This is a genomic window from Aeromonas sp. S41-2 (genome assembly GCF_027705845.1).
GTDB classification, from domain to species: domain Bacteria; phylum Pseudomonadota; class Gammaproteobacteria; order Enterobacterales; family Aeromonadaceae; genus Aeromonas; species Aeromonas hydrophila.
The window spans coordinates 353,804-375,580 of the sequence record NZ_JAPDCG010000002.1; the positions used below are offsets into that span (position 1 = coordinate 353,804).

19 protein-coding genes are annotated in these 21,777 nt (G+C 59.7%); 9 read left to right on the forward strand and 10 right to left on the reverse strand.

Annotated elements, in window-relative coordinates; genetic code table 11:
- Nucleotides 1-184 precede the first annotated feature (184 nt).
- Nucleotides 185-2,266, forward strand: coding sequence for a methyl-accepting chemotaxis protein (locus OKC44_RS06155; protein ID WP_236766702.1), 2,082 nt, complete (start codon nt 185-187; stop codon nt 2,264-2,266).
- Between the two features lie 156 nt (nt 2,267-2,422).
- Here OKC44_RS06155 and OKC44_RS06160 read toward each other — a convergent pair whose 3' ends face one another.
- Genes OKC44_RS06160 through OKC44_RS06170 form a run of 3 tightly spaced genes read right to left on the reverse strand, consistent with a single transcriptional unit; the run spans nt 2,423 to nt 7,568 of the window.
- Nucleotides 2,423-4,414: an MtrB/PioB family decaheme-associated outer membrane protein gene (locus tag OKC44_RS06160; protein WP_236766703.1), complete on the reverse strand. Its 1,992-nt coding sequence runs from the start codon at nt 4,412-4,414 to the stop codon at nt 2,423-2,425.
- An 11-nt stretch (nt 4,415-4,425) separates the two neighbouring features.
- Nucleotides 4,426-5,397: a DmsE family decaheme c-type cytochrome gene (locus OKC44_RS06165; RefSeq protein WP_236766704.1), complete on the reverse strand. Its 972-nt coding sequence runs from the start codon at nt 5,395-5,397 to the stop codon at nt 4,426-4,428.
- Between the two features lie 56 nt (nt 5,398-5,453).
- Nucleotides 5,454-7,568, reverse strand: coding sequence for an OmcA/MtrC family decaheme c-type cytochrome (locus OKC44_RS06170; protein WP_039214189.1), 2,115 nt, complete (start codon nt 7,566-7,568; stop codon nt 5,454-5,456).
- 247 nt (nt 7,569-7,815) lie between these two features.
- Here OKC44_RS06170 and pdsA point away from each other — a divergent pair, with 247 nt between their 5' ends.
- The 4 genes from pdsA to netD all read left to right on the forward strand — a co-directional run bounded on the left by pdsA (nt 7,816) and on the right by netD (nt 10,873).
- The gene (gene pdsA, locus OKC44_RS06175; protein WP_021469996.1) at nt 7,816-8,427 is read left to right on the forward strand and encodes a periplasmic diheme shuttle PdsA; all 612 of its coding nucleotides are present in this window, start codon (nt 7,816-7,818) and stop codon (nt 8,425-8,427) included.
- Nucleotides 8,428-8,576: 149 nt separating this feature from the next.
- Nucleotides 8,577-9,206 (forward strand): Nrf-like electron transfer protein NetB, encoded by a 630-nt coding sequence (netB, locus tag OKC44_RS06180; RefSeq protein WP_226031508.1) that lies wholly within the window; start codon nt 8,577-8,579, stop codon nt 9,204-9,206.
- A complete protein-coding gene (netC, locus tag OKC44_RS06185; protein ID WP_113994343.1) occupies nt 9,203-9,871 on the forward strand; it encodes an Nrf-like electron transfer protein NetC in 669 nt (222 codons plus the stop codon). The genes netB and netC overlap by 4 nt, the downstream gene beginning before the upstream one ends.
- Nucleotides 9,872-9,919: 48 nt before the next feature.
- On the forward strand, nt 9,920-10,873 hold the full coding sequence (netD, locus tag OKC44_RS06190; RefSeq protein WP_236766705.1) for an Nrf-like electron transfer protein NetD: 954 nt from the start codon (nt 9,920-9,922) through the stop codon (nt 10,871-10,873).
- 86 nt (nt 10,874-10,959) lie between these two features.
- On the opposite strand, the gene lpxH is transcribed toward netD, so the two are convergent.
- The 3 genes from lpxH to OKC44_RS06205 are packed head-to-tail and all read right to left on the reverse strand — an operon-like array spanning nt 10,960 to nt 12,888.
- A complete protein-coding gene (gene lpxH, locus OKC44_RS06195) occupies nt 10,960-11,685 on the reverse strand; it encodes a UDP-2,3-diacylglucosamine diphosphatase (RefSeq protein ID WP_236766706.1) in 726 nt (241 codons plus the stop codon).
- Entirely contained in the window at nt 11,682-12,401 is a 720-nt protein-coding gene (locus tag OKC44_RS06200) for a DUF4269 domain-containing protein (protein WP_236766707.1), read from the reverse strand. Before OKC44_RS06200 ends, lpxH begins: the two co-directional genes overlap by 4 nt.
- Nucleotides 12,391-12,888 (reverse strand): peptidylprolyl isomerase, encoded by a 498-nt coding sequence (locus OKC44_RS06205; protein ID WP_005302674.1) that lies wholly within the window; start codon nt 12,886-12,888, stop codon nt 12,391-12,393. Before OKC44_RS06205 ends, OKC44_RS06200 begins: the two co-directional genes overlap by 11 nt.
- A gap of 190 nt (nt 12,889-13,078) precedes the next feature.
- On the opposite strand from OKC44_RS06205, the gene cysS reads away from it, so the two are divergent.
- Nucleotides 13,079-14,455 (forward strand): cysteine--tRNA ligase, encoded by a 1,377-nt coding sequence (gene cysS / locus OKC44_RS06210; RefSeq protein ID WP_017782367.1) that lies wholly within the window; start codon nt 13,079-13,081, stop codon nt 14,453-14,455.
- Nucleotides 14,456-14,670: 215 nt separating this feature from the next.
- On the opposite strand, the gene OKC44_RS06215 is transcribed toward cysS, so the two are convergent.
- Together OKC44_RS06215 and OKC44_RS06220 are read right to left on the reverse strand one after the other, a co-directional pair.
- Complete coding sequence (locus OKC44_RS06215; protein WP_270811593.1) at nt 14,671-15,567, reverse strand: hypothetical protein; 897 nt, start codon at nt 15,565-15,567, stop codon at nt 14,671-14,673.
- A 503-nt stretch (nt 15,568-16,070) separates the two neighbouring features.
- Nucleotides 16,071-16,721, reverse strand: a complete 651-nt coding sequence (locus tag OKC44_RS06220; protein WP_236766709.1) for a hypothetical protein — start codon at nt 16,719-16,721, stop codon at nt 16,071-16,073.
- A 1,366-nt stretch (nt 16,722-18,087) separates the two neighbouring features.
- Here OKC44_RS06220 and OKC44_RS06225 point away from each other — a divergent pair.
- The 3 genes from OKC44_RS06225 to OKC44_RS06235 all read left to right on the forward strand — a co-directional run bounded on the left by OKC44_RS06225 (nt 18,088) and on the right by OKC44_RS06235 (nt 20,095).
- The gene (locus OKC44_RS06225) at nt 18,088-18,396 is read left to right on the forward strand and encodes a hypothetical protein (RefSeq protein ID WP_073350809.1); all 309 of its coding nucleotides are present in this window, start codon (nt 18,088-18,090) and stop codon (nt 18,394-18,396) included.
- A 197-nt stretch (nt 18,397-18,593) separates the two neighbouring features.
- Nucleotides 18,594-18,743 carry a hypothetical protein gene (locus OKC44_RS06230; RefSeq protein ID WP_270811596.1) on the forward strand — a complete coding sequence of 50 codons (150 nt, stop codon included), beginning with the start codon at nt 18,594-18,596 and terminating at the stop codon, nt 18,741-18,743.
- Nucleotides 18,744-19,081: 338 nt separating this feature from the next.
- The gene (locus tag OKC44_RS06235; RefSeq protein WP_042862974.1) at nt 19,082-20,095 is read left to right on the forward strand and encodes a sensor domain-containing diguanylate cyclase; all 1,014 of its coding nucleotides are present in this window, start codon (nt 19,082-19,084) and stop codon (nt 20,093-20,095) included.
- A gap of 62 nt (nt 20,096-20,157) precedes the next feature.
- Here OKC44_RS06235 and OKC44_RS06240 read toward each other — a convergent pair whose 3' ends face one another.
- Nucleotides 20,158-20,904 carry a substrate-binding periplasmic protein gene (locus OKC44_RS06240; RefSeq protein WP_011706560.1) on the reverse strand — a complete coding sequence of 249 codons (747 nt, stop codon included), beginning with the start codon at nt 20,902-20,904 and terminating at the stop codon, nt 20,158-20,160.
- Nucleotides 20,905-21,005: 101 nt separating this feature from the next.
- On the reverse strand, nt 21,006-21,752 hold the full coding sequence (locus OKC44_RS06245) for a substrate-binding periplasmic protein (protein ID WP_236766710.1): 747 nt from the start codon (nt 21,750-21,752) through the stop codon (nt 21,006-21,008).
- Nucleotides 21,753-21,777: the final 25 nt, after the last annotated feature.

Consider the following 21,777-nt stretch of genomic DNA (forward strand, 5'->3'; position numbering starts at 1 on the left):
TTTTGCGGGCTTTGGGCGGGCCTTGTGGCAAGTTGCCCGCATTGGGGGCGGAAGAGGGGGGAAAATCCGGCCATTTTTTCTGGCTTGGGTTTTGCTTGAGTCGACAAAACGGATCGGCTCTTTGCAGCTGAATGCCTTGCTGCGATGGCCCAATGACGCTCTGCTACCAGGATGAGGTGATGCCATGGCTACTGCACAAGGACTCTTACAGGACACCGCCTTCGACCAGACCGAGGCACATGCGGTGTCGCATGCGCCCCGAGGAAGGCATTCGGTCAAACGGATGATGATCCTGGGGGGGATCCTGGTGGCGGTGCCGCTGATCGTGGCATCCATCGTCTCCTTTTGGAGCAGCCAGGCCCAGCTGCGTGCACAGGAGAAGGTCGAGCGCTTCAATCAGGCTCACCTCATCTTCAAGGAGACACGTTATGACCTGGTGCAGATCCAGCAGTTCATCACAGATGCGGCGGTGACTGGCAACACAGAAGAGAGCCTCGCCGAGGCCACCACGTTCCGCGATACCGCCTTGCAGAATCTCAATACCCTGATGCGCAGCCTGCCGGACTTGAGCGACGAGCTGCTGCCGATGCAGGAGACGGTCAAGGGGCTGTATGAGAAAGGGGTTGTCATGGTGGATACCTACAGTCGCCAGGGCCAGGCGGCGGGCAACCTGATGATGAGCAGCCAGGGTGGCTTTGATCAGATGGTGATAAACATCAACGAGCGGCTTGAGCGTATTGATCATCAGCTGGACAGCAGGATCACCCGTGCCGTCGCCAGCCGTGACGAGGCCAAGGCGCTGGCCCTGCTGATGGGGCTGGTCGCCGGGCTGGTCTCCCTGCTGTTCGTGGTGCTGGCCTATTTCATCCAGTACCGTCACCTGATGCGCACCCTGGGCGGCGAGCCGGATTATGCCGCGCGGGTGGCCGCCGAGATTGCGGCGGGCAACCTCACCGTCACCATCCAGACACGTTCGGCAGACAATCACAGCGTGCTCGGAGCCATGCGGCTGATGGCGGCGCAGCTCAGTCGCCACATGCGCCAGATAGACCTGCGGACCCGGCAGCTGGCCCAGTCCTCCTATCAGATCTCCGATATCTCGAGAACCATCACCGACGCTTCCCAGCTGGAGCAGCACCACTCGGCGGAAGTGACCCGCGCCAGCAATGATCTCTCCTGCGCCGCCGAGGCGGTCTCCGGCCTGGCAAGCCAGGTGGGGCAGCAGGCCGAGCTTGCCTATCAGAGTGCCCATCGCAGCACCCGGGTGATGAGTGAAAACATCGAAGAGATGCGCCACGCCGTGACCGAGGCGCAACAGGCGGAGCAGAAGACCCGCCAGCTGAGCGAGGCGAGCCAGCGCATTCAGGTGATCACCCAGTCCATCACCGCCATCACCGAGCAGACCAACCTGCTGGCCCTCAACGCCGCCATCGAGGCGGCCCGGGCCGGGGAGTATGGCCGCGGCTTTGCGGTGGTGGCCGACGAGGTGCGCAAGCTGGCCAACAATGCCGGTCAGGCCACCAAGGAGATCAACGAGATCGTCACGACCCTGAGCCGGCTCATCGGCGAGAATGAGTCCTCGGTGAAGAGCGTCATCGCCCGTACTCACCTGACCATGGACAAGGCGCACGAGGCGAGCCAGTCCATCAACGGCCTGATGACGGAGATCGAGCGCAGCGTCGGCGCGGCGGATCAGATCCGCGGCACCAGCGACGAGCAGATGGGCAAGCTCTCCTCGCTCAATGCCCATCTGCACGACCTGCTGCATGCGCTCGCGGAGAACACCGAGAAGGTGCAGACCACCGGGATCATCAGCCGCACCCTCTACCAGGAGTCGAGCCAGCTGCGCGACATCATGGAGCAGTTCCGCTTCGAGGCCGAGAGCGGGGCAGATCGCAGCGAGCACGAGTTGCGCCGGGCGCCGCGCATGTACCAGCACATGATGGTGAAGGTACAGGCCGGGGGCGGGTTCCACGAGTCGATCACCGAGGATTTCAGCGTCACCGGCCTGCGGCTGCGCACGGTACAACCCCTGGCTCTGGACAAGCGCGCCGAGGTGGAGCTCAAGATCTACACCCCCAAGCCCTCCATCGATCTGTATCGCAACCAGACGCCGCTGGCGATCAAGGCTAGGGTGATGTGGTCCCGTCAGGCGGAAGAGGGCGAGGTATACGGGCTGGAGTTCATCGAGGTGGCACCGCAGGCGCGTAGCCAGCTGGAGGCCTGCTTCAAGCACTATGCGCTGGAGCCGACCTATACCGGCTGATTCCGTGTCGAGCCCGACAGGTGGATGGCGACAGGGTGCTGAGGGTAATTTAGAGAACGAAGACGAGATGATAAAAGAGGGGAGCCTGGGCTCCCTTCTTTATTGTTGGGCTGACAACCCAGGGTGTCAGCCCTTATCCGGCGCGCAATCGCGCTTTTAGAACTTGTAGAGCCAGGAGACGGCGGTGAAGTAGCCGTTGTAGTCCTGGTTCAGGTTGCCGAGGTTGCGCTCTTCGCCGGTGTAGAGGTAATCCACGTCCTGGAAGTATTCGTAGCGCACATCCCAGCGCAGCGAATGCTGCTTGGTGAGCTGATAGAGGGCGTAGCCTTCCAGCCGGTGCTGCTTGCTGGTGAGATCCGGGTAGTCATAGCCCTTGCTGGCGTCGGTTTTGCCGCGGCCATAGGCGAAGCTGTAATCGAGCCCGAGCTCGAGATCCCGGTCAAACGCCTTCTTCTGGGTGAGCCCGAGCCCGAGGGTGGTGATCTCGTCGCGCACCGCCGTGCTGTAGGGATCCCAGTCAGGTGCACCAGTGTAGGCGTGGTTCTGGCTGGAGGTGATCCATTGCAGGTTGCTGAACAGGTGGCCGCTCAGGTTGTCGTCGAACTGCTGGTTGAGGCTCAGGTCGATGCCATAATCCTTGCCCTCGCTGCGCCCTATGTCCGGCTCCTTGTAATCATCTCTGGCCCACCACCCTTCGAGGCGGGCATCCATTCCCTCGCTGAACTGATAGCCGAGATCCCCCCTGAGTTCGACCCTGTCCCTGTCCGCCAGATAGAACTGGCGCAGGGTCGGGCTGCCGTTGCCACCGGCGCTGTCGTGGCGCCAGTCCGAGCCGTCGCGGGTGCTCCAGGCGAGCTTGCCGCCCAGTTGCAGCGCCCCGGCCGGGCGGTAGCGCCCCTTGAGGAACAGGGTGTGCTCATCGGTGTCCTGCCGGTCGGCCTGTTCGCGCTGATCGGCCTTGTACTGATAGCCGGTGGTGAGCTTGACCGAGCGGCTGAGCCGGTAGTCGGCCGCCAGATCCGCCTTGCTGCGGGTGCGATCGCTCTTGCCGCGCTGCTTGCCGACCACCGCGTATTCATCGGACTTGTCCTTGCGGTCCCGATACTCGCCGCCGGCGCGCAGGGTGAGATCCCGGCCAAAGCGACCCACCCACTTGGCGTCGGCCTGCAGGGTGCTTACCTCGCCGTGGAAGTCATCTTGGCTGATGGGGGCGTTGCGAAACGCGGTCAGGCTGCCGTTGGAGGTGGCCTGGCTGGTGAGCACGCGGCCGGTCAGGCTCTGCCGGTCCCAGTTGTACTGGCCGGATAGGCTCAGCTGGTGGAAGTTGTTGTCCGGCTCGTAGGCGCGCTCGTTGGCGTAAGGATCGGCAACGCTGCCATAGTAGAGCGCCGTGTCATCGGTACGGTAGAGGGAGCCGTTGTAGGCGAGATCGACCAGCCAACCTTCTCCCAGGTAGCTGACGCCGCTCTTGACCAGGGTGGTCGAGCTGCCGTCGATGGGCTTGGGCAAAAGGCCTGGCCCGCTGCCGATGCCGGGCACGCTCGCCTGGTAGTAGGCGAGGGTGGCCTCTTTTTTCTCATGAGAAAAATCGGCGTAGGGGCGCCACGGGCTTTTCGGGGTATAAGCGAGCCCGGCGGTCAGTTTCTTGCGCACCACCTCCTTGTCGAACTCGGCCAGCGACCCCTGGGTCAGCGGGCTCTCGCCCGGCTGATAGACGCTGCGGCCGTGGCTGTTCCAGTAGAAGGGGGACTCCGAGTAGCCCAGCCGGGCGCGCATGCCGTCGTAGTGGCCCTGTTCGGTTGTCAGGCTGAAGCGCTCCATGCCGAGGTTTTTCACCTCCAGGCTGCCGTAGCGGGAGCCTTCCCCCCGGTATTGCAGGTCGGCGTTGAAGATGCCGAGCATGCCGCTGTCCTGCTGGCTGGGAACCCAGTTGCGAAAGCGGGTGGCGCCATCGTCGTTGGCATAGCCGGCACCCAGCCCCACCTCGCCAAACCAGCCCTCATCGCGCTCGCAGGACTTGCAGCTCCAGCGTTCGGTTTTGGCCGGTTTGCTCTGCTGCAGGGCGTAATCCCCGACTGCCAGCGGCTCCTCGGCCGCCTGGGCCGAGCAGACCGCCAACAGGGAGAGCCAAAGTGTTGAGTATTTCATGACTTCTCTCCTCAGCGCCGCAGTGATTGACCGTTGGGATGGTTGGTCCCGTGGATCTGGTTATGACAGTTCAGGCAACTGCCGCCACGTACCTTGAGATCCCCCTCGGGGATGGAGACGTTGGCATGGGGCACGCTGTGGCACTCCTGGCACAGCTGGGGCACCCGCTTGTTGAGCAGCGCCTGGTTTATGGAACCGTGCGGGCTGTGGCAGAGGGAGCAATCCTCGGTCACCGGTTCGTGTTCCCACAGGAAGGGGCCCCGTTTCTCGGCGTGGCACTCGTAGCAGCTCTCGTTGAGGCTGGGCTGCTTGAGGCTGGCCTCGTTCTGCGACTGATGCGGGTTGTGACAGCTGGAGCAGGGCAGCTCGCCATTGAGAATGGGGTGGCTGGTGCGCTTGTGCAGATCGGCTTTTTGCTGGGCGTGGCAGCTGGTACAGGTCTCCACCTGCAGCTTGCTGTCCATCACCGGATCCTTGGCCTGGTGCAGGCTGTGGCAGCTGGTGCAGGAAACATCCTCCACCGCGTGAGCACTGGCATGCCAGCCCATCCGCTGGGTATCGGTGTGGCAGGAGAGGCAGACGCTGTTCTGCTTCTCCACCGGGACCGGCGAGTCGGGACCGAAGGTGATCATGGGTTCCCGCTTCTGCCCCTTGCGGGGATTGCGCGGGTGGTTGCCGGCGGGGCCGTGGCAGGCTTCACACTGCTTGTCGGCTATCGGTCCGTTCTGGTTGCCGAGGTTGCCGTGCACATTGTGGAAGATGCCGGTGGCGGGCTTGCGCGAGTCGGCATCGTGGCACTTGAGGCAGGTATCGGCCCCCTTGGGGGAGTATTTGCCCTGGTCGAATTTCTGGTCGAGGGTGGCCTCGACCTGCAGGCGCGGATCGGCATCGGCCGCCGGCTGGGCATCGCTCTTGGCCCAGACCGGCAGGCAACCGAGTGCCAGCAAACCCGCCAGGAGCCACTGCGGGGTGATTCTTTTCATATCGTGTCCTTCAACGGCAAAGGGGCGGGGGGAGGCATCCCCCCGGCCTGGTGGTCTCAACGGAAGTCATACACCTTGTGAACCTTGTCGACGCCCTGTTCCTGCCCGACGGCATGGCAGGACGCGCACTGTTCAACTCCGGTGGCGGCCTCTATCGTCTCTGCACCAAAGATGGCGCCGTTGTTCTTCATGTGGGTGGCCCACTCATCCCCGGCGACCGGGCTGTCCGGCTTGACCAGCCCCAGCGGCGACTTGAGGTGGCAGCTGGCGCAGACCACCAGGGTCGGACTGAAGAACTTGGGCTGCTTGTTGTCCGCCGTGGTCGCCACCAGCGAGGGTCGTTCGTTCTGCTGGTTGGGCAGGTTGTACTGACCCTTGGTGTGGCAGGACTCGCAGTTGTTCAGCTTGCCCGGGAAGGTGGCATCACCGCTGCGATGGGAGCCGAAGGCGTGGAAGGAGTGCACGTGGTACTTCAGATCCCCCGGCACACCCGCATAGAAGGAGGTGCGGGTGGCGTTGTGACAGCTGGTGCACTGGGCGAAGTCCTTGGAGGCGTGAGCCGAGCCCGCGTTGCCCTCGGTGTGGACTGCCAGATCCTTGTGACAGCCGTTGCAGGAGGCCAGATCCGCGCCTGCCTTGAGCACATAGCTGCCGTCGACCCCGCCCTCGACCCGGAAGTAGGCCTTGACCGGGTTGATGGCCACGTAGGAGAGGGCGCTGGCGGTGCTGCTGCAGGGGAGCAGATCCCCGGCGGCGAAGGCACCGTTGCGATCCGCCTTGCGGGCCACGCACACCTGCAGTTCGGCGACCGTGGCCGCCAAGGTGCCGGTCACCTCGTTACCCACCTCTTTACGGCACAGGAAGCTGCCGCCGCCCTGGCTTTCGCACTTGGTGAAGTCAATCTTGTTGCCGGCGACGAAGGTCTGCGGGTTGGTGTAGCCCAGCTCGAAGCCGCTGCCCTGATCCCAGTTGACCAGCACGTAGGGAGCCTTGGCCAGATCGCCGTACTTGATGTACTTGAGCACCCCGTCCATGGTCTCGACTGGCGTACCGTTGGCAGTCACGGTCAGCTCCACCTCGATGTTGGGCGCGGCGTAGCGCACGTCGTCAAACTTGAACACCAGCTTGTCGCGACCGGCGGCCTCGTTGGCGAGGTAGCCCATGTGCACGCTGCTGGGGGACTTGGTGTTGCCGGGTGTCTCGGCGTGGCACTGGGTACAGAGGGTGCCGCTGGTGATCTTGCCGTTGATGTGGCTGACGTAGCCGGTCGCCGTGGTGGAGTCCGCGTGGCAGGCGCCGCAGGGTTTCTCCTGGGCGTGCTGCCAGTTGTTGGCATCCGGGGTGGTCGGGGTGACGCCCTTGTGGCAGGTGTCGCAGTTACGCGGATCCTGCGGGAAGTGGCTCACCAGCTTGGTGGCGGTCGCATCCAGGTTGCCGTGCAGCTTGTGCACCAGGGTGGTCAGATCGCCCCGCCCGCTGCCGGGCACGCTCTCGTTGTGGCAGGTGACGCAGAGCTTGGGATCGGCCCGGTTGCTGTGGTGAATAGGCTGCTTCATGTGGCAGCTGTCGCAGCTCTGCTGCTCCAGGATGTCGCGGGTCAGCAGCGGCGGCGTGCCGGCCGGTACCCAGTCCAGCACGTAGTCGGTGACCGGAATGCCGTTGCTGCCGCCAAAGTAGATGCCGAGGCGGTGGGTCGCTGCCTCATCCCAGCGGATCAAGCCGTTGTTGTCCTGCGAATCGCTCGGATAAGGGTCGCGCACCGTGGTGGCATTGAAGGAGAAGGTGTAGCGGTACTGGCCATTGCCAAGGGCTTCCAGCTTGCCGCCGTTCTCGCCGGTGGGGCGGTTGTTCTTGGTGCTGTAGATGAAGCTCTTCCAGATGACAGGGTCTTCCCGTTTGGCGTCGCGGCCGGGGATCACCTTGGCCAGGGTGAAGGAGGGAAGGGTGGTTCCCAGCTCATAACCCTTGCCTTGCTTGTCGGTTACCTTGAATTGCACCGAGAGCTGACCGCTCTCGCCAAGTTGTGGGGTGGAGGCCGAGATCACCAGCGAATCTGGGGTTCCCGGAGGAGGGGGAGGTGGATCCGTCTGGTCATTGCCATCACCGCCGCCCCCACAGGAGGAGAGGGTGAACACCATTGCTGCAGCCACCAATACTTTCCAGTATTTCATTGTTTTATCCTTTTTTATCGGACTTATTGTTCCATATATGAGCCAGCTCAAAAAATTCCCAAAAAGATACCACTTAAGGGTCAAAAGAGGACTAAATACGGTATAAATCATTTCCATCTTAATTGTAAGGTTTATATATTAGACAGCGTTGATCTAAGTCTCAAAAACGGATCGAAAATCAACCTTGAGTATAAAAATGTCTGTTTTTACTGGGGTTTATAGACCTTTTCTGGAAGAGGGATAAGAAATGAAACGCAGTGTGAAGCTGGAAATACTGGGACTGTCGTTGCTTTTGGGCTCTATTGGCACCGCACATGCCAGCCTGGACTCATTAGTGGATACATGTAACTCATGTCATGGAAATCAGGGGATCAGCACCCAGAACGATATTCCGACTATTGCAGGGCTGGCAGAATCAAATCTTGCCGAGCAGATGCGCACCTACCTGGACGGCCGGCCGGCCAAGACCGTTAATCATGTCACCGGTGATACCAGCAAGAAGGGGAACATGACCGACATTGTTAAGGGCCTTAGCGACGAGCAGATCGACGAGTTGGCGGCGCACTATGCCGAACTGCCCTACAAGCCGATGAAGCAGCCGTTCGATGCGGCGCTGGCCAAGGCGGGGCAGAAACTGCACGACGACTCCGGCTGCAAGAAGTGCCACTCCGAAGGCGGCTCGGTGGCCGAAGACGAGGCCTCCATCCTCGCCGGCCAGCCCAAGGGCTATCTGCTGACCTCCCTGCAGGAGTTCAAGGCCGGCAAGCGCAGCAACGACGAGAAGATGAACAAGGCCATCATCGCCATGAGCGATGCCGACCTCAAGGCGCTGGCCGAGTACTACGCCAGCCAGCAGTAACGTCGCTGCCCCTCCCGCTGACGCAGCCACCCCGCTTCTGGCGGGGTGTGGTCTCGTGTTCATGACCGTCAAAGGAGCTGTCACCAGCTCCTTTTTGTTGCCAGGCGGGCAGACGGCACCCTTCGGGTGCCACCGTTTCGGAGTTTCCTATGAAAAAGATCATCAAGTGGCTGCTGCTCGCCTCCCTCGCTCTGGGAGCGGGTCAGCTGGCGCTGGCCAGCGCGCAGGCAGCCGATGTCACGCCAGCGGCGCCGAGTGCCACATCCAGTGCCGACCAGGCAGCGCAACCCACCCTGGCCGAACGGCAGGCCAAGGCGGAAAAAAAGAAAGCCGCCGCCAAGAAGGCCGCAGCCCGTTTCGCCAAGTGTGAGAAGTGCCACGACGGGGAGGAGGGGATGCATGGCAAGCATGGCCAGGTCACCAACCCCAACACGGGGGAGCAGGTCACCTGCACCAACTGCCACGGCAATGCGTCGGCCGATCACCGTAAACAGCGCGGCGGCATGGTCGATGTGATGCGCTTTGGCAATGACGCCTTCCCGCTGAGCCAGCAGAATGGGGTCTGCATGAGCTGCCATGAGCCGGACGATCTGCGCAAGGCGCTGTGGGCCCACGATGTGCACGCCACCCGGGTGAGCTGCACCAGCTGTCACCAGCTGCACCCGGCCAAGGAGCCCATGGTGGGGATCCCCGAGAAGTCGCGCATCAAGCTGTGCGTCGACTGTCACCGCAAGCAGCACGAGGCAGGTCTCGGCGGTGCCGTCAAGGAGGGCGCATGAGCACGACCCGCCGCGACTTCATGGTGGGCATGAGCGCTGGCGCCCTGATCCTGCTGACGGGGGCGCCGCGCGCCCTGGCCAACAGCATGACCATCAAGGGCGTGCGCTACGGCATGATCCACGACGAGACGGCCTGCATCGGCTGCACCGCCTGCATGGACGCCTGCCGCGAGGTGAACCAGGTGCCGGCAGGGGTGGCCCGTCTGCAGATCCTGCGCAGCGGCCCGGTGGGAGAGTATCCGGCGCAGGAGTACCGCTTCTTTCGCAAATCCTGCCAGCACTGCGACAACGCCCCCTGCGTGCACGTCTGCCCGACCGGCGCCTCCCACATCCGAGCGGAGGATGGCATCGTCGACATCAACCCCGACCTCTGCGTCGGCTGTCGCTATTGCCTGGCCGCCTGCCCCTATCAGGTGCGCTTCATCAACCCGGTCACCCGGGTTGCTGACAAGTGCGACTTCTGCCGCAAGACCAATCTGGCGGCGGGCAAGCAACCCGCCTGTGTGGAAGCCTGCCCGACCAAGGCGCTGGTGTTCGGCAATCTGGACGATCCCAACAGCCCTATCGCCAAACAGCTGGTGCAGGAGACCACCTATCGCTACAAGCAGTTCCTCGGTACTTCGCCCAAGATGTACCGGGTGCCGAAAGGGGAGGTGAAGTCATGATCCCATCTCATCTGTATGACGCAGACCGGCTGACGGGAGGGAGGCACCATGTGGCATGATGCGTTTCACTTCGACTCGCTGGTGTGGGATGGCCCCATCGCCATTTACCTGTTCCTGCTCGGTATCTCGGCAGGCTCGGCCACCCTCTCGGTGCTGCTGCGCCGGCAGGGGGCCGGCAGCGAAAGCGGCATCATCAAGGCGACCGCCATTCTGGCGCCGGTGAGCGTCGTGTTGGGGCTGCTTATCCTCATCTTCCACCTGGCCCGTCCCTGGACCTTCTGGAAGCTGATGTTCCACTACCAGTTCGACTCCGTGATGTCGATGGGGGTCATGCTGTTCCAGATCTACATGGCGGTGCTGTTTGCCTGGCTGGCGGTGGTGTTCAGAGCCGAGATCGAGGCCCTGCGCCGACGGCTGCTGGTGGACAGGCTCGCCTTTGTGGATGGGTTGATCGGCTGGCTCGCCCGTTTCGAGCGGCTGCTGGCGCCGCTGCTGTTGCTGCTGGCCGTGCTGCTGGGGGCCTACACCGGCTTTCTGCTCTCAGCCCTCAAGACCTACCCCATGCTCAACAACCCGATCCTGCCGGCGCTGTTTCTGGTCTCCGGCATCAGCTCGGGGGTGGCCTCCACCATCTTGCTGGCTGTCACCCTGTTTCGGGAGGATGGCCACAGCCAGGGGGTGAGCTTCGTGCACCGCTTCGAGCGGCCCATCGTCGCCATCGAGTTGTTCCTGCTGCTCTGCTTCTTCACCGGCCTCTACTTTGGTGGCGGCCAGCGGGAAGCGGCCATGTGGGCGGCCATCGGTGGCGGCTTCTGGTCCCAGGTGTTCTGGTTCGGGGTCATCGGGCTGGGGATCCTGTTGCCCCAGCTGCTGGGGCTGGCGGGCAGTTCGGCCAAGGCCCATCAACCGGCCCGGCTGGTGCTTATCTGCAGCCTGAGCCTGGTGGGGATATTGCTGCTGCGCTACTTCATCCTCTACGCGGGGCAGATGACGGTGATGTAGCTGGTGTGTAGCCGCTGCGTAGGTAGATAGCAGGCAAACAAAAGGCGGGATCTTCCCGCCTTTTTTATTGCTGCCAGCCTGCTTGGTCAGATCAGCGCGCGCTGCTCGAGGCGCTGCTCGCCGGGGCGACAGACCAGCACCGAGCCCTGCTCGAACCAGTCCCCCAGCACGATACGCCGGGCTGGCGCGCCGTCGAGGTTGAAGTCGTGGATGGCGGGTCTGTGGGTGTGGCCGTGGATCATCATCCGGCAGTCGTGCTGGCGCAGCATCTCGTCCACCGCCGCCGGGGTCACGTCCATAATGGTCTGGCTCTTGTGGGCATTTTCCATCTGGCTCTGGCCACGCATCTTGTGGGCGATGGCCTGGCGGCGTGCGAGCGGCAGGCGCAGGAACAGCCAGCGCAGCCATTTGAGCTGGGTGATGCGGCGAAACTTCTGGTAGCCCTCATCCAGAGTGCAGAGCAGATCGCCGTGGCTCAGCACCACCCGCTCGCCGTAGAGCTCGATGACGCAGGGATCCCCCAGCAATGTCATGCCGGCGCGCTTGGCAAAGGCCTGGCCCAGCAAGAAGTCGCGGTTGCCATGAATGAAGTAGAGGGGCACCCCCTGCTGGCTCAGGGCCGCAAAGGCGTCGGCCACCTCGCCGTGGAGGGGATTGGGATCATCGTCGCCAATCCAGAATTCAAACAGATCGCCCAACACGTAGAGGGCATCGGCGCCGGGGGCGTCGTGCGCCAGAAAGCGCACCAGGGTGGCGGTCATGTCGGGCCGCTGGGCACACAGGTGAATGTCGCTGATAAAGAGGGTGCTCATGAGAAAGTGCGCTGGGCCCTGTTGAGGTGGCTGGAAGTGGAAGTGGAACTGGTATTGGAGTTAGCAGTGCAGTGGGGGCCCATCGCCTCCGGCTGCCACACCAGTGAGGCAAGCTCGCTGCCCTCCAGGGTGAGCAGCGCGGCATACGGGTCGCCGGCAAGGCCCAGCAAACGGCACATGGCCGCCTCTCCTTTGAGCCCTTCATCAAGGCGCAGGCGCAGCACTTGGTGATAAAACGCCGCGCCGAAGCGCTCAAGCAGGGCGGCCATCAGGCTGAGGTGGCGCCAGCCGTTGAGGCGCTCGAGGGGTTCTGGGGTGAGGTAGAGCTCAAGGAGCCAAGGGTGGCCATCGGCGCCGGTGACGGTCTGCTCGGCGAGCCAGATGTCAGCGCCCTTTTGCGCAACCCGCCAGCCTTGGGCGGCCAGCGCCGCTGCAAACGTGGCTGGCTCCGGGTGGCGGCAGACGATGTCGAGATCGCTGCCGGGCCTGTCGAGCCCGATGGCGACCGTGCTCACCAGCGCCAGATCGCTGCACTGCGCTGCCAGCGCATCCCACACCCCGGCAGTGAGCAGGGCATGGGCCGAGCGTTGGCGCGGGTTGCCGTGGGCCAGGTAATCGAGACGGCGCCAGTCGATGGGGCCGGCCTTCGCAGATGGAAAAACTGCGGCCGGGGCCGCAGTCAGTTCATCTCGCAGAAGGCAGAGATCACTCGGCAAGGGTCACCTTGGTGATCACGACGTCTTCGGTCGGCACGTCCTGGTGGATGCGGCCGTAGTTGCCGGTCTTGACGCCTTTGATCTTGTTGACCACGTCCATGCCGGCGGTCACTTCACCGAACACGCAGTAGCCGAAGCCCTGGGTGGTGGCGGATTTGAAGTCGAGGAAGTCGTTGTTGTTCACGTTGATGAAGAACTGGGCGCTGGCAGAGTGCGGCTCCATGGTGCGGGCCATGGCGATGGTGCCGACCTTGTTGGACAGGCCGTTGGCCGCTTCGTTCTTGATGGGGGCGCGGGTGTCTTTCTCTTCGAAGCCCGGGGCATAGCCGCCGCCCTGGATCATGAAGCCGTCGATGACGCGGTGGAAGATGGTGTTGTCGTAGTGACCGTCACGGCAGTATTGCAGGAAGTTGGCCACGGTTTCCGGGGCTTTTTCAGCGTTCAGGGTGAGGGTGATGTCGCCGTGATTGGTGTGCAGAGTGACCATGATATGTCCTTTCATTTGATGCGGGCGACCAGGTGCCCGCAGGTGTATGGCATAAAGTGGTGGCAATTCTAGCCCATCAGGGCCCTGCGGCATAGATGGTGCGCCTGATCCGGCACGTTTTCTGCCTCGTTTTCTACGCGCGATGCGGGTAGAATGGCAGGCCATTTTACTCACAGGCAGTGGTCATAAGATGCTGAAGATATACAACACACTCACTCGTCAAAAAGAAGAATTCAAACCTATCCACCCGGGCAAGGTGGGCATGTATGTGTGTGGCGTCACTATCTACGATCACTGTCATATCGGCCACGGCCGCACCTTCGTCGCCTTCGACGTGGTGGCCCGTTACCTGCGCTACAGCGGCTATCAGCTCAACTACGTGCGCAACGTCACCGACGTGGACGACAAGATCATCAAGCGCGCCGCCGAAACCGGCGTCACCTGTGACGATCTGACCGAGCGCCTGATCGGCGACATGCACGCCGACTTCGATGCCCTCGGCATGGTGCGCCCGGACGTCGAACCGCGCGCCACCCAGCACATCGGCGAGATCATCGAGCTGGTGCAATCCCTGCTGGATAAAGAGCACGCCTACGTGGCGGACAACGGCGATGTGATGTTCATCGTCGACTCCTACGCCGACTACGGCAAGCTCTCCGGCCAGGATCTGGAACAGCTGCAGGCCGGCGCTCGCGTCGACGTGGTGGATGCCAAGCGCAATCCGCTCGACTTCGTGCTGTGGAAGATGTCCAAGCCCGGCGAGCCGACCTGGGACAGCCCCTGGGGCCCGGGCCGTCCTGGCTGGCACATCGAGTGCTCTGCCATGAACTCCAAGCACCTTGGCAACCACTTCGACATCCACGGCGGCGGCTCCGATCTGCAGTTCCCGCACCACGAGAACGAGATCGCCCAGTCCTGCTGCGCCCACGGTGGCGACTATGTCAACACCTGGATGCACAGCGGCATGGTGATGGTGGATAAAGAGAAGATGTCCAAATCCCTTGGCAACTTCTTCACCATCCGCGACGTCTTGGCTCACTACGACGCCGAAACCGTCCGTTACTTCCTGATGTCTGGCCACTACCGCAGCCAGCTCAACTACTCGGAAGATAACCTCAAGCAAGCCCGCGCCGCGCTGGAGCGCATGTACACCGCCCTGCGCGACCTGCCGGCGGCTGCCGCTGCCGGTGGTGATGAGCAGGTGGCCCGCTTCAAGGAAGCCATGGACGACGACTTCAACACCCCGGAAGCCTACTCCGCGCTGTTCGACCTGGTGCGCGAGATCAACCGCCAGAAGGGTGAAGACATGGCCGTTGCTGCCGCGCTGGGCGCCCGCCTGCGCGAGCTGGGCGCCGTGCTCGGCATCTTGCAACAGGATCCGGATGCTTTCTTGAAGGGGGATGAAGCGGATGAAGAGGTTGCCGAAATCGAGCAACTGATCGCCCAGCGCAATCAGGCCCGTGCCGACAAGAACTGGGCCGCGGCCGATGCCGCCCGCAACCGTCTCACCGAGATGGGCATCGTGCTGGAAGACAGCGCCGGCAAGACCAGCTGGCGCCGTGCCTAAGGCCGGTTGTCCTGTTGGCGCCTGGTGCCAACAGGTTGACCTAATAAAAAACCGCAGCCCTTCGGCTGCGGTTTTTTTGCGATGTCTAAGAATATTAAAGCTTAACGTTTTTTAGTATGTATTGAACTACTACCATGGCATGCCTCTCAGTTAGTCGACTCTGACCGCTGGGGTGAAAAATATTGAATGGAATATCTTACTTCAAAACTATTATTTTATAGTTCTTCAGCGATTAAGCTTTCATTAGGTATTTCAAGTTGCCTTGTTTTTTTATTTTCTGTAAAGTTGATAACAGTGGTTTTCCCAAATCCTTTAAACGATATTAAAATTCCTTTGAATTTTTTATATCCATCTGGAATACCGTCAGAGGCTATTTCAAAGTGAGCTGGAATAAGTGATGAGTAAGGCTCTTTGACATATACAATAGAATTATCTACGCGTACGTGAGCTGCTCGCATTGCTGCATCAAGTAGCTGTCCAGAAACGCCTCCAATTAATAGTGGAATCGCGAACATAGCGGTAATTATTAGCATTTGATTTTTTCTGATATTATTTGGACACCCTATTTCATGTATTTTATCTTTTTCATTTGTATGAATCGCTGCGCTTTCTAATGATATGAGCTTATTAAGTTTTGAACCATTCGATTGATATGCTGAATACAATAGATAGAGAGTGATAGATACTAATGGTAAATTCCAGTATGCGGTTGGTTCATTGCCACCTAGAATGAAAATGAAGAATATTGCGAAGATCGATAAGAATATGAATGGCCATTCAATTGGTGCAAGTTCAAATCGTTGTCGAAAAGGCTTTTTACGAAAAATAGATGATAGTTTGATGGCTAGCTTTGTAATTATTTTAATTAGTGGAGATATTAACATTCCAAGGGAAATTAAACTTATTGTAAAGAAAATATAGACTATTCCAAAGCAAGCTGCAGCCATTAAAAACAGTATGCCATCCCCAAGAGATAAATCTTGAGGGAAGTGTCCAATTCTTAAAGAATATAAAATAACACATGAGCCCCCTGTAAATACTCCAAATTTGAATGCTGTTGATAGGCATGTTGATAGTAAATTTAAATTCTTTTCTAAATATAGTACAGACATATTATATCTTCCTTGAAAAGCATTGAATAAATTCTTTATTCACTCTTAGAATTTTACGGGGAGTAACAATTAAGTTGACTTTCAATTGCATCAGTACTTTCTGCTTGACCCCTTCATCTAAGGGGTTCTGCTCTGTTGTATTGGTGTGAGAACTTTGTTTTTACTTGTTAGCGGTCGAGGGTGAGTAGAAATAACTTTTCTCCCGATCGTAGCTTATTTTTCTAGGACACCCAGCGAGCGCCGTTGGGCAAGGGATAGTCCATCGGCGCATGCCGTGGGACAAATGGGTGAACCGAGGGAGCCCTACGCAGTAGGGAGAACAAGCGGGGGTGGCCGCTCGATTAGTGACTTTTTTGGCCAAGCAAAGAAAAGTCACTCGCCAAGCCGCGCAGCGGCGACGAAACCCCATCGAGAATGCAGTTAGTCACACAGTCTGCAATCTGTCTTTTATATTTTCCTCGGATTGCAGTCAAGGAGTTGATCGGCAATGTTCTAGGGATAGGCTAGTAATAAATTTCTTTTCCAATTTCTTTTATGTTCAGTTTGTTCGAACCTGGGTAGAATCCATCCATTTCAATAGGCTTAGTAACGGGTATAGAGATATCTCTCTGTTCAGTTTTAAAACTTGGTGAAATATCTTCGTCCGCACAACCATCTTGATATGTTTTATAAGTGGCTTTGCCAGTCGTTACATTGAAGTCGAACTCAAAGAACCCTTCGCATGGCGCTCCATAATTTATTGTGGCACCAATTAGATACCATGATTTATTATTAAAGCGATATCTATGAATGTAACTCCATTTTTGACGGCTACCACCAAAATGCTCAATGACGATAGCCCCTCGTTGTATTTCAATACTCATGAATGGATCCCCCATCATGCCACCATGGGCGCTATCTAGTAGGGGGCCTTGCGAAGAGTGCCATAAGGCCCACTTATCTTGCTTCTTTTTATATATAAGAAGTGTTCTTTGTGTTCCTATTTCACCGTCCAACCCGGTGTCCAGAACAATGACTTTTTCATCGATGCCATCTTTATCCAAATCACCAGTAGCCTCGCTAATCACCTTAGCAGTGATATTTTCTTGACTCGGTTCTTCAGCAAGTGCATTATTTAAAAATAATGGAAAGATAAAAGTGAATAGATACTTCATAAAACCTCGTTGTTGTTAGATTTAAATATATTCAAGTCGATGCTGACCGTGTGGAAAACGGGTGAACCGGTGCTTTCGATGAAGGAAGACTAGCAGGTGGGGGAGAAGACCTTCGATGTTATTTGCCAAAGAGCTCGGGTTTTTCCAAAGTCACTCCCCCAGCTACGTAGTACCATTTGGATGTACAATAATGCTTCACCAATATTCTCTACATTTTGCTATCTAAGATAGAGAGGTAAATACATAGATGACAAGATAGCTATGACACAAAATATTGTATTGATGGAAAAATACCTCCAGCGCATGGTAACTAATAAAGCTAATTCGGCAACAATGTTTATTAATGGCCAGAATATAATAAAGAGATAGTTCATAATATGTATCTGGACCGCATATGTAGACATATTGTATGTGAACATCAAATAAAATAGATATATGTGGCCTAGTAAAAAAACAGGTGTGGCCTTCTTGATAAATAGATCGAATTTTGACTCTGGTTTACCTTCAGAGCTGCTCATCAATGATTTCCTTATATAAAGAATTTTTTATGGATGTGGATGATAGCTATCGGGCCATTAATGTAATGGAATTCCCGATAATGGAATTATATCGGGTGAGAGATAACTATTCTCCCGATCACGGTCTCGAATAGACATAGACCGACGCTGTTAATTGGTCTTGGGGTTACGGGTTGGGTGTTGCCCCCTGTTGTTCGCCGAGGTAAGGGCACAAGGTCAGGAGCGCCGTCATGGACGACGGCGCAGACGCAGGAGGTTCAGGGATGTACCGTCTGCGTCGTTCCGCCAGACCTTTTGCCTGAACCGAGGGAACCCGACGCAGGAGGGCGAACAAGTGGGGGACTAGACCTTTGGTGACTTTGGGTCTTTCCAAAGTCACTCGCCAAGCCGCGCAGCGGCGGCGAAACCCCATCGAGGACGGAGTCCTCGTGTCCTGCACGACGAAGCCATGCCATTCAGGCGTTGGGCGACATTCCGTCGGGGAATGACGTTAGCCCCCCTCACCCTAACCCTCTCCCACAAGGGGAGAGGGGACGGTTACCGCGGACGATTACGCTCCGCTAATCGACCCTACTCGACCCCACCCATTGATCCCAAGCCCTATCCCCCAAGGGGCGAGGGGATCGTTCCCTGGTGCAATGCGCTTCGCTTATTGGCACCCTACCTCTCTCCCACAAGGGGAGAGGGGATGGTTGCCGCGGACGATTACGCTTTGCTAATCGACCCCACAGGCTGATTGCACCCTGCGCCTCATCCCGTGGTGGGAGAGGTGACCCTCCCGCTGCTTGGTGCCCCATCCTCTGGAATGCTAGGATGCCCAACCGTCCTTTATCCAACCCTTATCAGTTATGGCAAACCGGCTCGTTGGCAGTAAAAACAAGATCACTCGGGCAGGGCGCTGGCTCGCAACCCGTGGCGCCGCGCTCTTTGCCGAGCTCTCGGAGTTTCAGCAGCGCATCTGGGTGGTCAGCATAGTGAACGACACCTACACGGATACCTTTATCGTCAACGAAGGCAGCTTCGAGGAGCCCATGCAGTGGATGCGGCGCAAGCAGTACAGCGCCGACATGCTGCAGCGGGTCGATGCCATGCAGCGCTCCCAGGTGATCCAGGTCGAGCTGGGTGACATCCGCCATCGCCTGATGCGGGTGAAATAACCCGAATAGCGCCAAGCCGTATCGGGCGTTGGGCCAAACAAGGCGGCTGGCTCACAGTCCGCGCGCTATCCGCCAGAGACGCTGCCGCCCCTGACTGTCGCCGCCACCTTGCGCCCTTGACCATCCATGAATACTCGGGGCCAACAGGGGCCGATGGTCATCTTACGGAACCCGCCTCGGCGGGGCCATCCAAATCCATGAAATTAGTGATGCAACTATCAGAATTAAATGGTTTTTCTCCTTTGCTGCAAAGTGGCAACCGGCGGTTGACCCGTGGCCGGGGTGTGATGGAAGATGAGCGCCGCGTCTGGCTGATAAGCAGACAAGCAGAGCGCCGGGCGCAGTGATGAGCAAAGCGGGACAGCGCCACCGACAAAGGCGATGAGCACCTGGGGCCATCATGGACCCAATCTTCGACAGCATTCGTGCCACCGCCAAGCCGCCGCAGCCAATAATGCCGCACGACAGGCGCCGCTTCCTTTGACAGGGGCGCTCACCACGGCTCAGATTTGGCCGACTTTGCGTTGGCTGCAAACGGAGCGCGTTGTCGGACAATCGAGGTTCGTTCGACGACAAAGGCCGCCAAAACCGCAAAAATTGTGCCACGGCGGGGGCGCGTGGCTTGTGAAGGGCCCCCGAGGTTGGCTATCGTTTCAGGAATAGACATGCAAGCAGGGAGGTGTGCATGGACAGAATATTGCAGGCGTTGTCGCTGCAAGTGACCGGGGCGCGGGATCTGGAGAGCCTGACCCGCCCGCTGCTGGAGATGCTCGAGACGGTCACCGGGCTTGAATCCACCTATCTGACCGAAATCGACCTTGGTCACGACACCCAACATATCCGCTTTGCCCGCAACGCCGCCACCTTGCAGATCCCCGAAGGGGGCTCGGTGCAGTGGGGCGATGCCCTCTGCCGGCGGGCCCTCGACGAAGGGCGCTTCTACACCGAGGATGTGGCGAGTTGCTGGGGAGATTCCCAGGCGGCGCGGGCCCTTGGCATTCGTACCTACCTGAGCTGCCCGGTGCAGACCCCTTCGGGCTCCCTCTATGGCACCCTGTGCGCCGCCAGTGCCGAGCAAAAGCCGCTGACGGCGGGCTCGGATCACCTGATCGCCTTCTTTGCCCGATTGATCGCCGAACAGGTGGAGCGCGAACAGCTGCTGCAGCAGTTGCAGCAGGCCAACCACGAGCTGTCGCGCCAGGCGCTGAGCGATCCGCTGACCGGGCTGCCCAACCGGCGGGCGCTGATGCACGAGCTCAACCGGCTGTTTTCACTGGCGGAGCGGGTCGAGCATCCGCTGCTGCTCGGCTTTATCGATCTCGACGGCTTCAAGGCCATCAACGACACCCATGGCCACGACACCGGCGACCTGCTGTTGCAGCGGGTGGCCGGGGCGCTGTCAACCGTGCTGCGCGGCAGCGATCTGCTGGCGCGAGTGGGGGGCGACGAGTTCGTGGCGGTGGGGATGGGGCCACAGTGCGGCGAAGAGACGCGGGAGGCGGCGGTGCAGGGCTTTCAGCGCCGGCTGTTCGAGGCGAGCCTGGTGCAGCTCGAGGTGCCCGCCGGTCTGCTGCACTATCCCGGCGCCAGCGTGGGGGTGGTGGCCATCGATCCGGCCAGCAGCACGGTGGACGAGGCGCTGAGGCTGGCCGATGCCTGCATGTACGAGGTCAAGCGCCAGCGCCGTCGGCCGAGCTGACTGCGCAGGCGAAAACAGGCAAACAAAAGGGGCCACGGTGGGCCCCTTTTTCATGCCGCCCCTCAGCGGGCGGGGAAGTACTTGGCCTGGATCTGCTGGAACTCGCTGCTGGCCAGCACCTGGGTCAGGCCGCTCTGGAACTCCTTGACCAGCTCGTCGCTCACCGGGTGGCTGAAGGCGAAGCAGAACTGCTCCGAGCTCAGCATCCAGAACACCTTGAACTGGGCGGGATCCAGCTGCTGGGAGGCGATCAGATCCAGCATGGTGGTCTTGTTGGTAGAGATGAGATCGACCCGGCCCGAGGTGAGCATCTTGAGCGCCTGGGGCAGGCGGTTGGCGGTCATGATCTTCTGCTCGTCAAAGCCGTTGTTGAGCAGCAGCTGCTCCCCCACGTCGGCCCGCACCGCCCCTATGTTGTACTTTTCGGCATCTTCCAGCTTGGCGATGTTGACCGGGCTCTTGGCCAGCCCCATCAGCACGATTTCGGCATAGCCGATGGGACAGGCCCACTTGAACAGCGGATCCCGCGCCTCGGTGCGGGCGGTGGAGAAGAGCACCACGTTGGGTTTCTGGGTCAGCAAGTAATAACCCCGTGCCCAGGGCATGATGGTGATGGGCTGCTGCGGGGTGTTGGTCTTCTGCCATACCTGCTGCAGCAGCTCGACGGCGAGCCCGGTGGGGGCGCCGGATTCGTTGGAGAAGTTGTAGGGTTTGTACTCTTCGGTGAGGTAGTGCAGCTTGCCAAGCTCCGGGCTGGCCTGGGCGAGGGTGACAAACGCGAGTGCGGCGAATCCAATCCATTTTTTCATGTTGGCCATCCTGGTGGGGTGTAGCGTCATTCTCAAGTGTTATCAAAGCCCGCCAAATCGCCACTCGCCGCGCACTGCTGGCGAGAGGTACTTGCCCTGGCTCAGGGGGCGGGCAGGTATTTGAGCCGCAGCTCTTGATATTCCGAAGAGGCGAGCGCCTGGGTGAGGGCGCGCTGGAACTGCTTGATGACGCTGTCGTCCACCTGGCGACTGAAGGCGTAGCAGAGCTCCTCGGCATCCAGCACGAAGGCCACCGTGAAGTCATTGGCATCGAGCTGCAGCGCCTTGATGGCGTCATAGCCTGCCAGCTTGCCGGTGGCCAGCAGATCGGCGCGACCCGACACCAGCATCTTCAGCGCCTGGCTCAGCCGGTTGGCGGAGATGATGCGGCTCTCGTCCATGCCACGGTTGAGCAGCAGCTGTTCGGAGGCATCGGCGCGCACGGCGCTGATGCGGTAGTCGTTGATCTGCTCGACCGCGCTGAGGGTGAGGGGGCGGCGCTTGTGGGCCAGCAGCACGTACTCGGAGTAACCGATGGGGCATACCCACTTGAACAGGGGGTCGCGGGTATCGGTGCGGGCGGTGGAGAAGAGCACCACGTTGGGTTTCTGGGTCAGCAGGTAGTAACCCCGCGCCCAGGGCAGGATGCGAATGGGCTGGGCGGGGGTCTGGGTGCGCTGCCAGATCAGCAGCAGCAGCTCCACCGCCAGCCCGCCGGGCTGACCGGTCTGGTCGGTGAAGTTGTAGGGGGGATACTCCTCGGTCAGGTACTCCAGCTTGCCGAGCTCGGCCTGCGCCGTGCCAAGGCATGACAACAGCAGCAGGCAACCGCAAAACCTTATCCTCATGGGCATTCCTTGGCGTAGCGCGGGC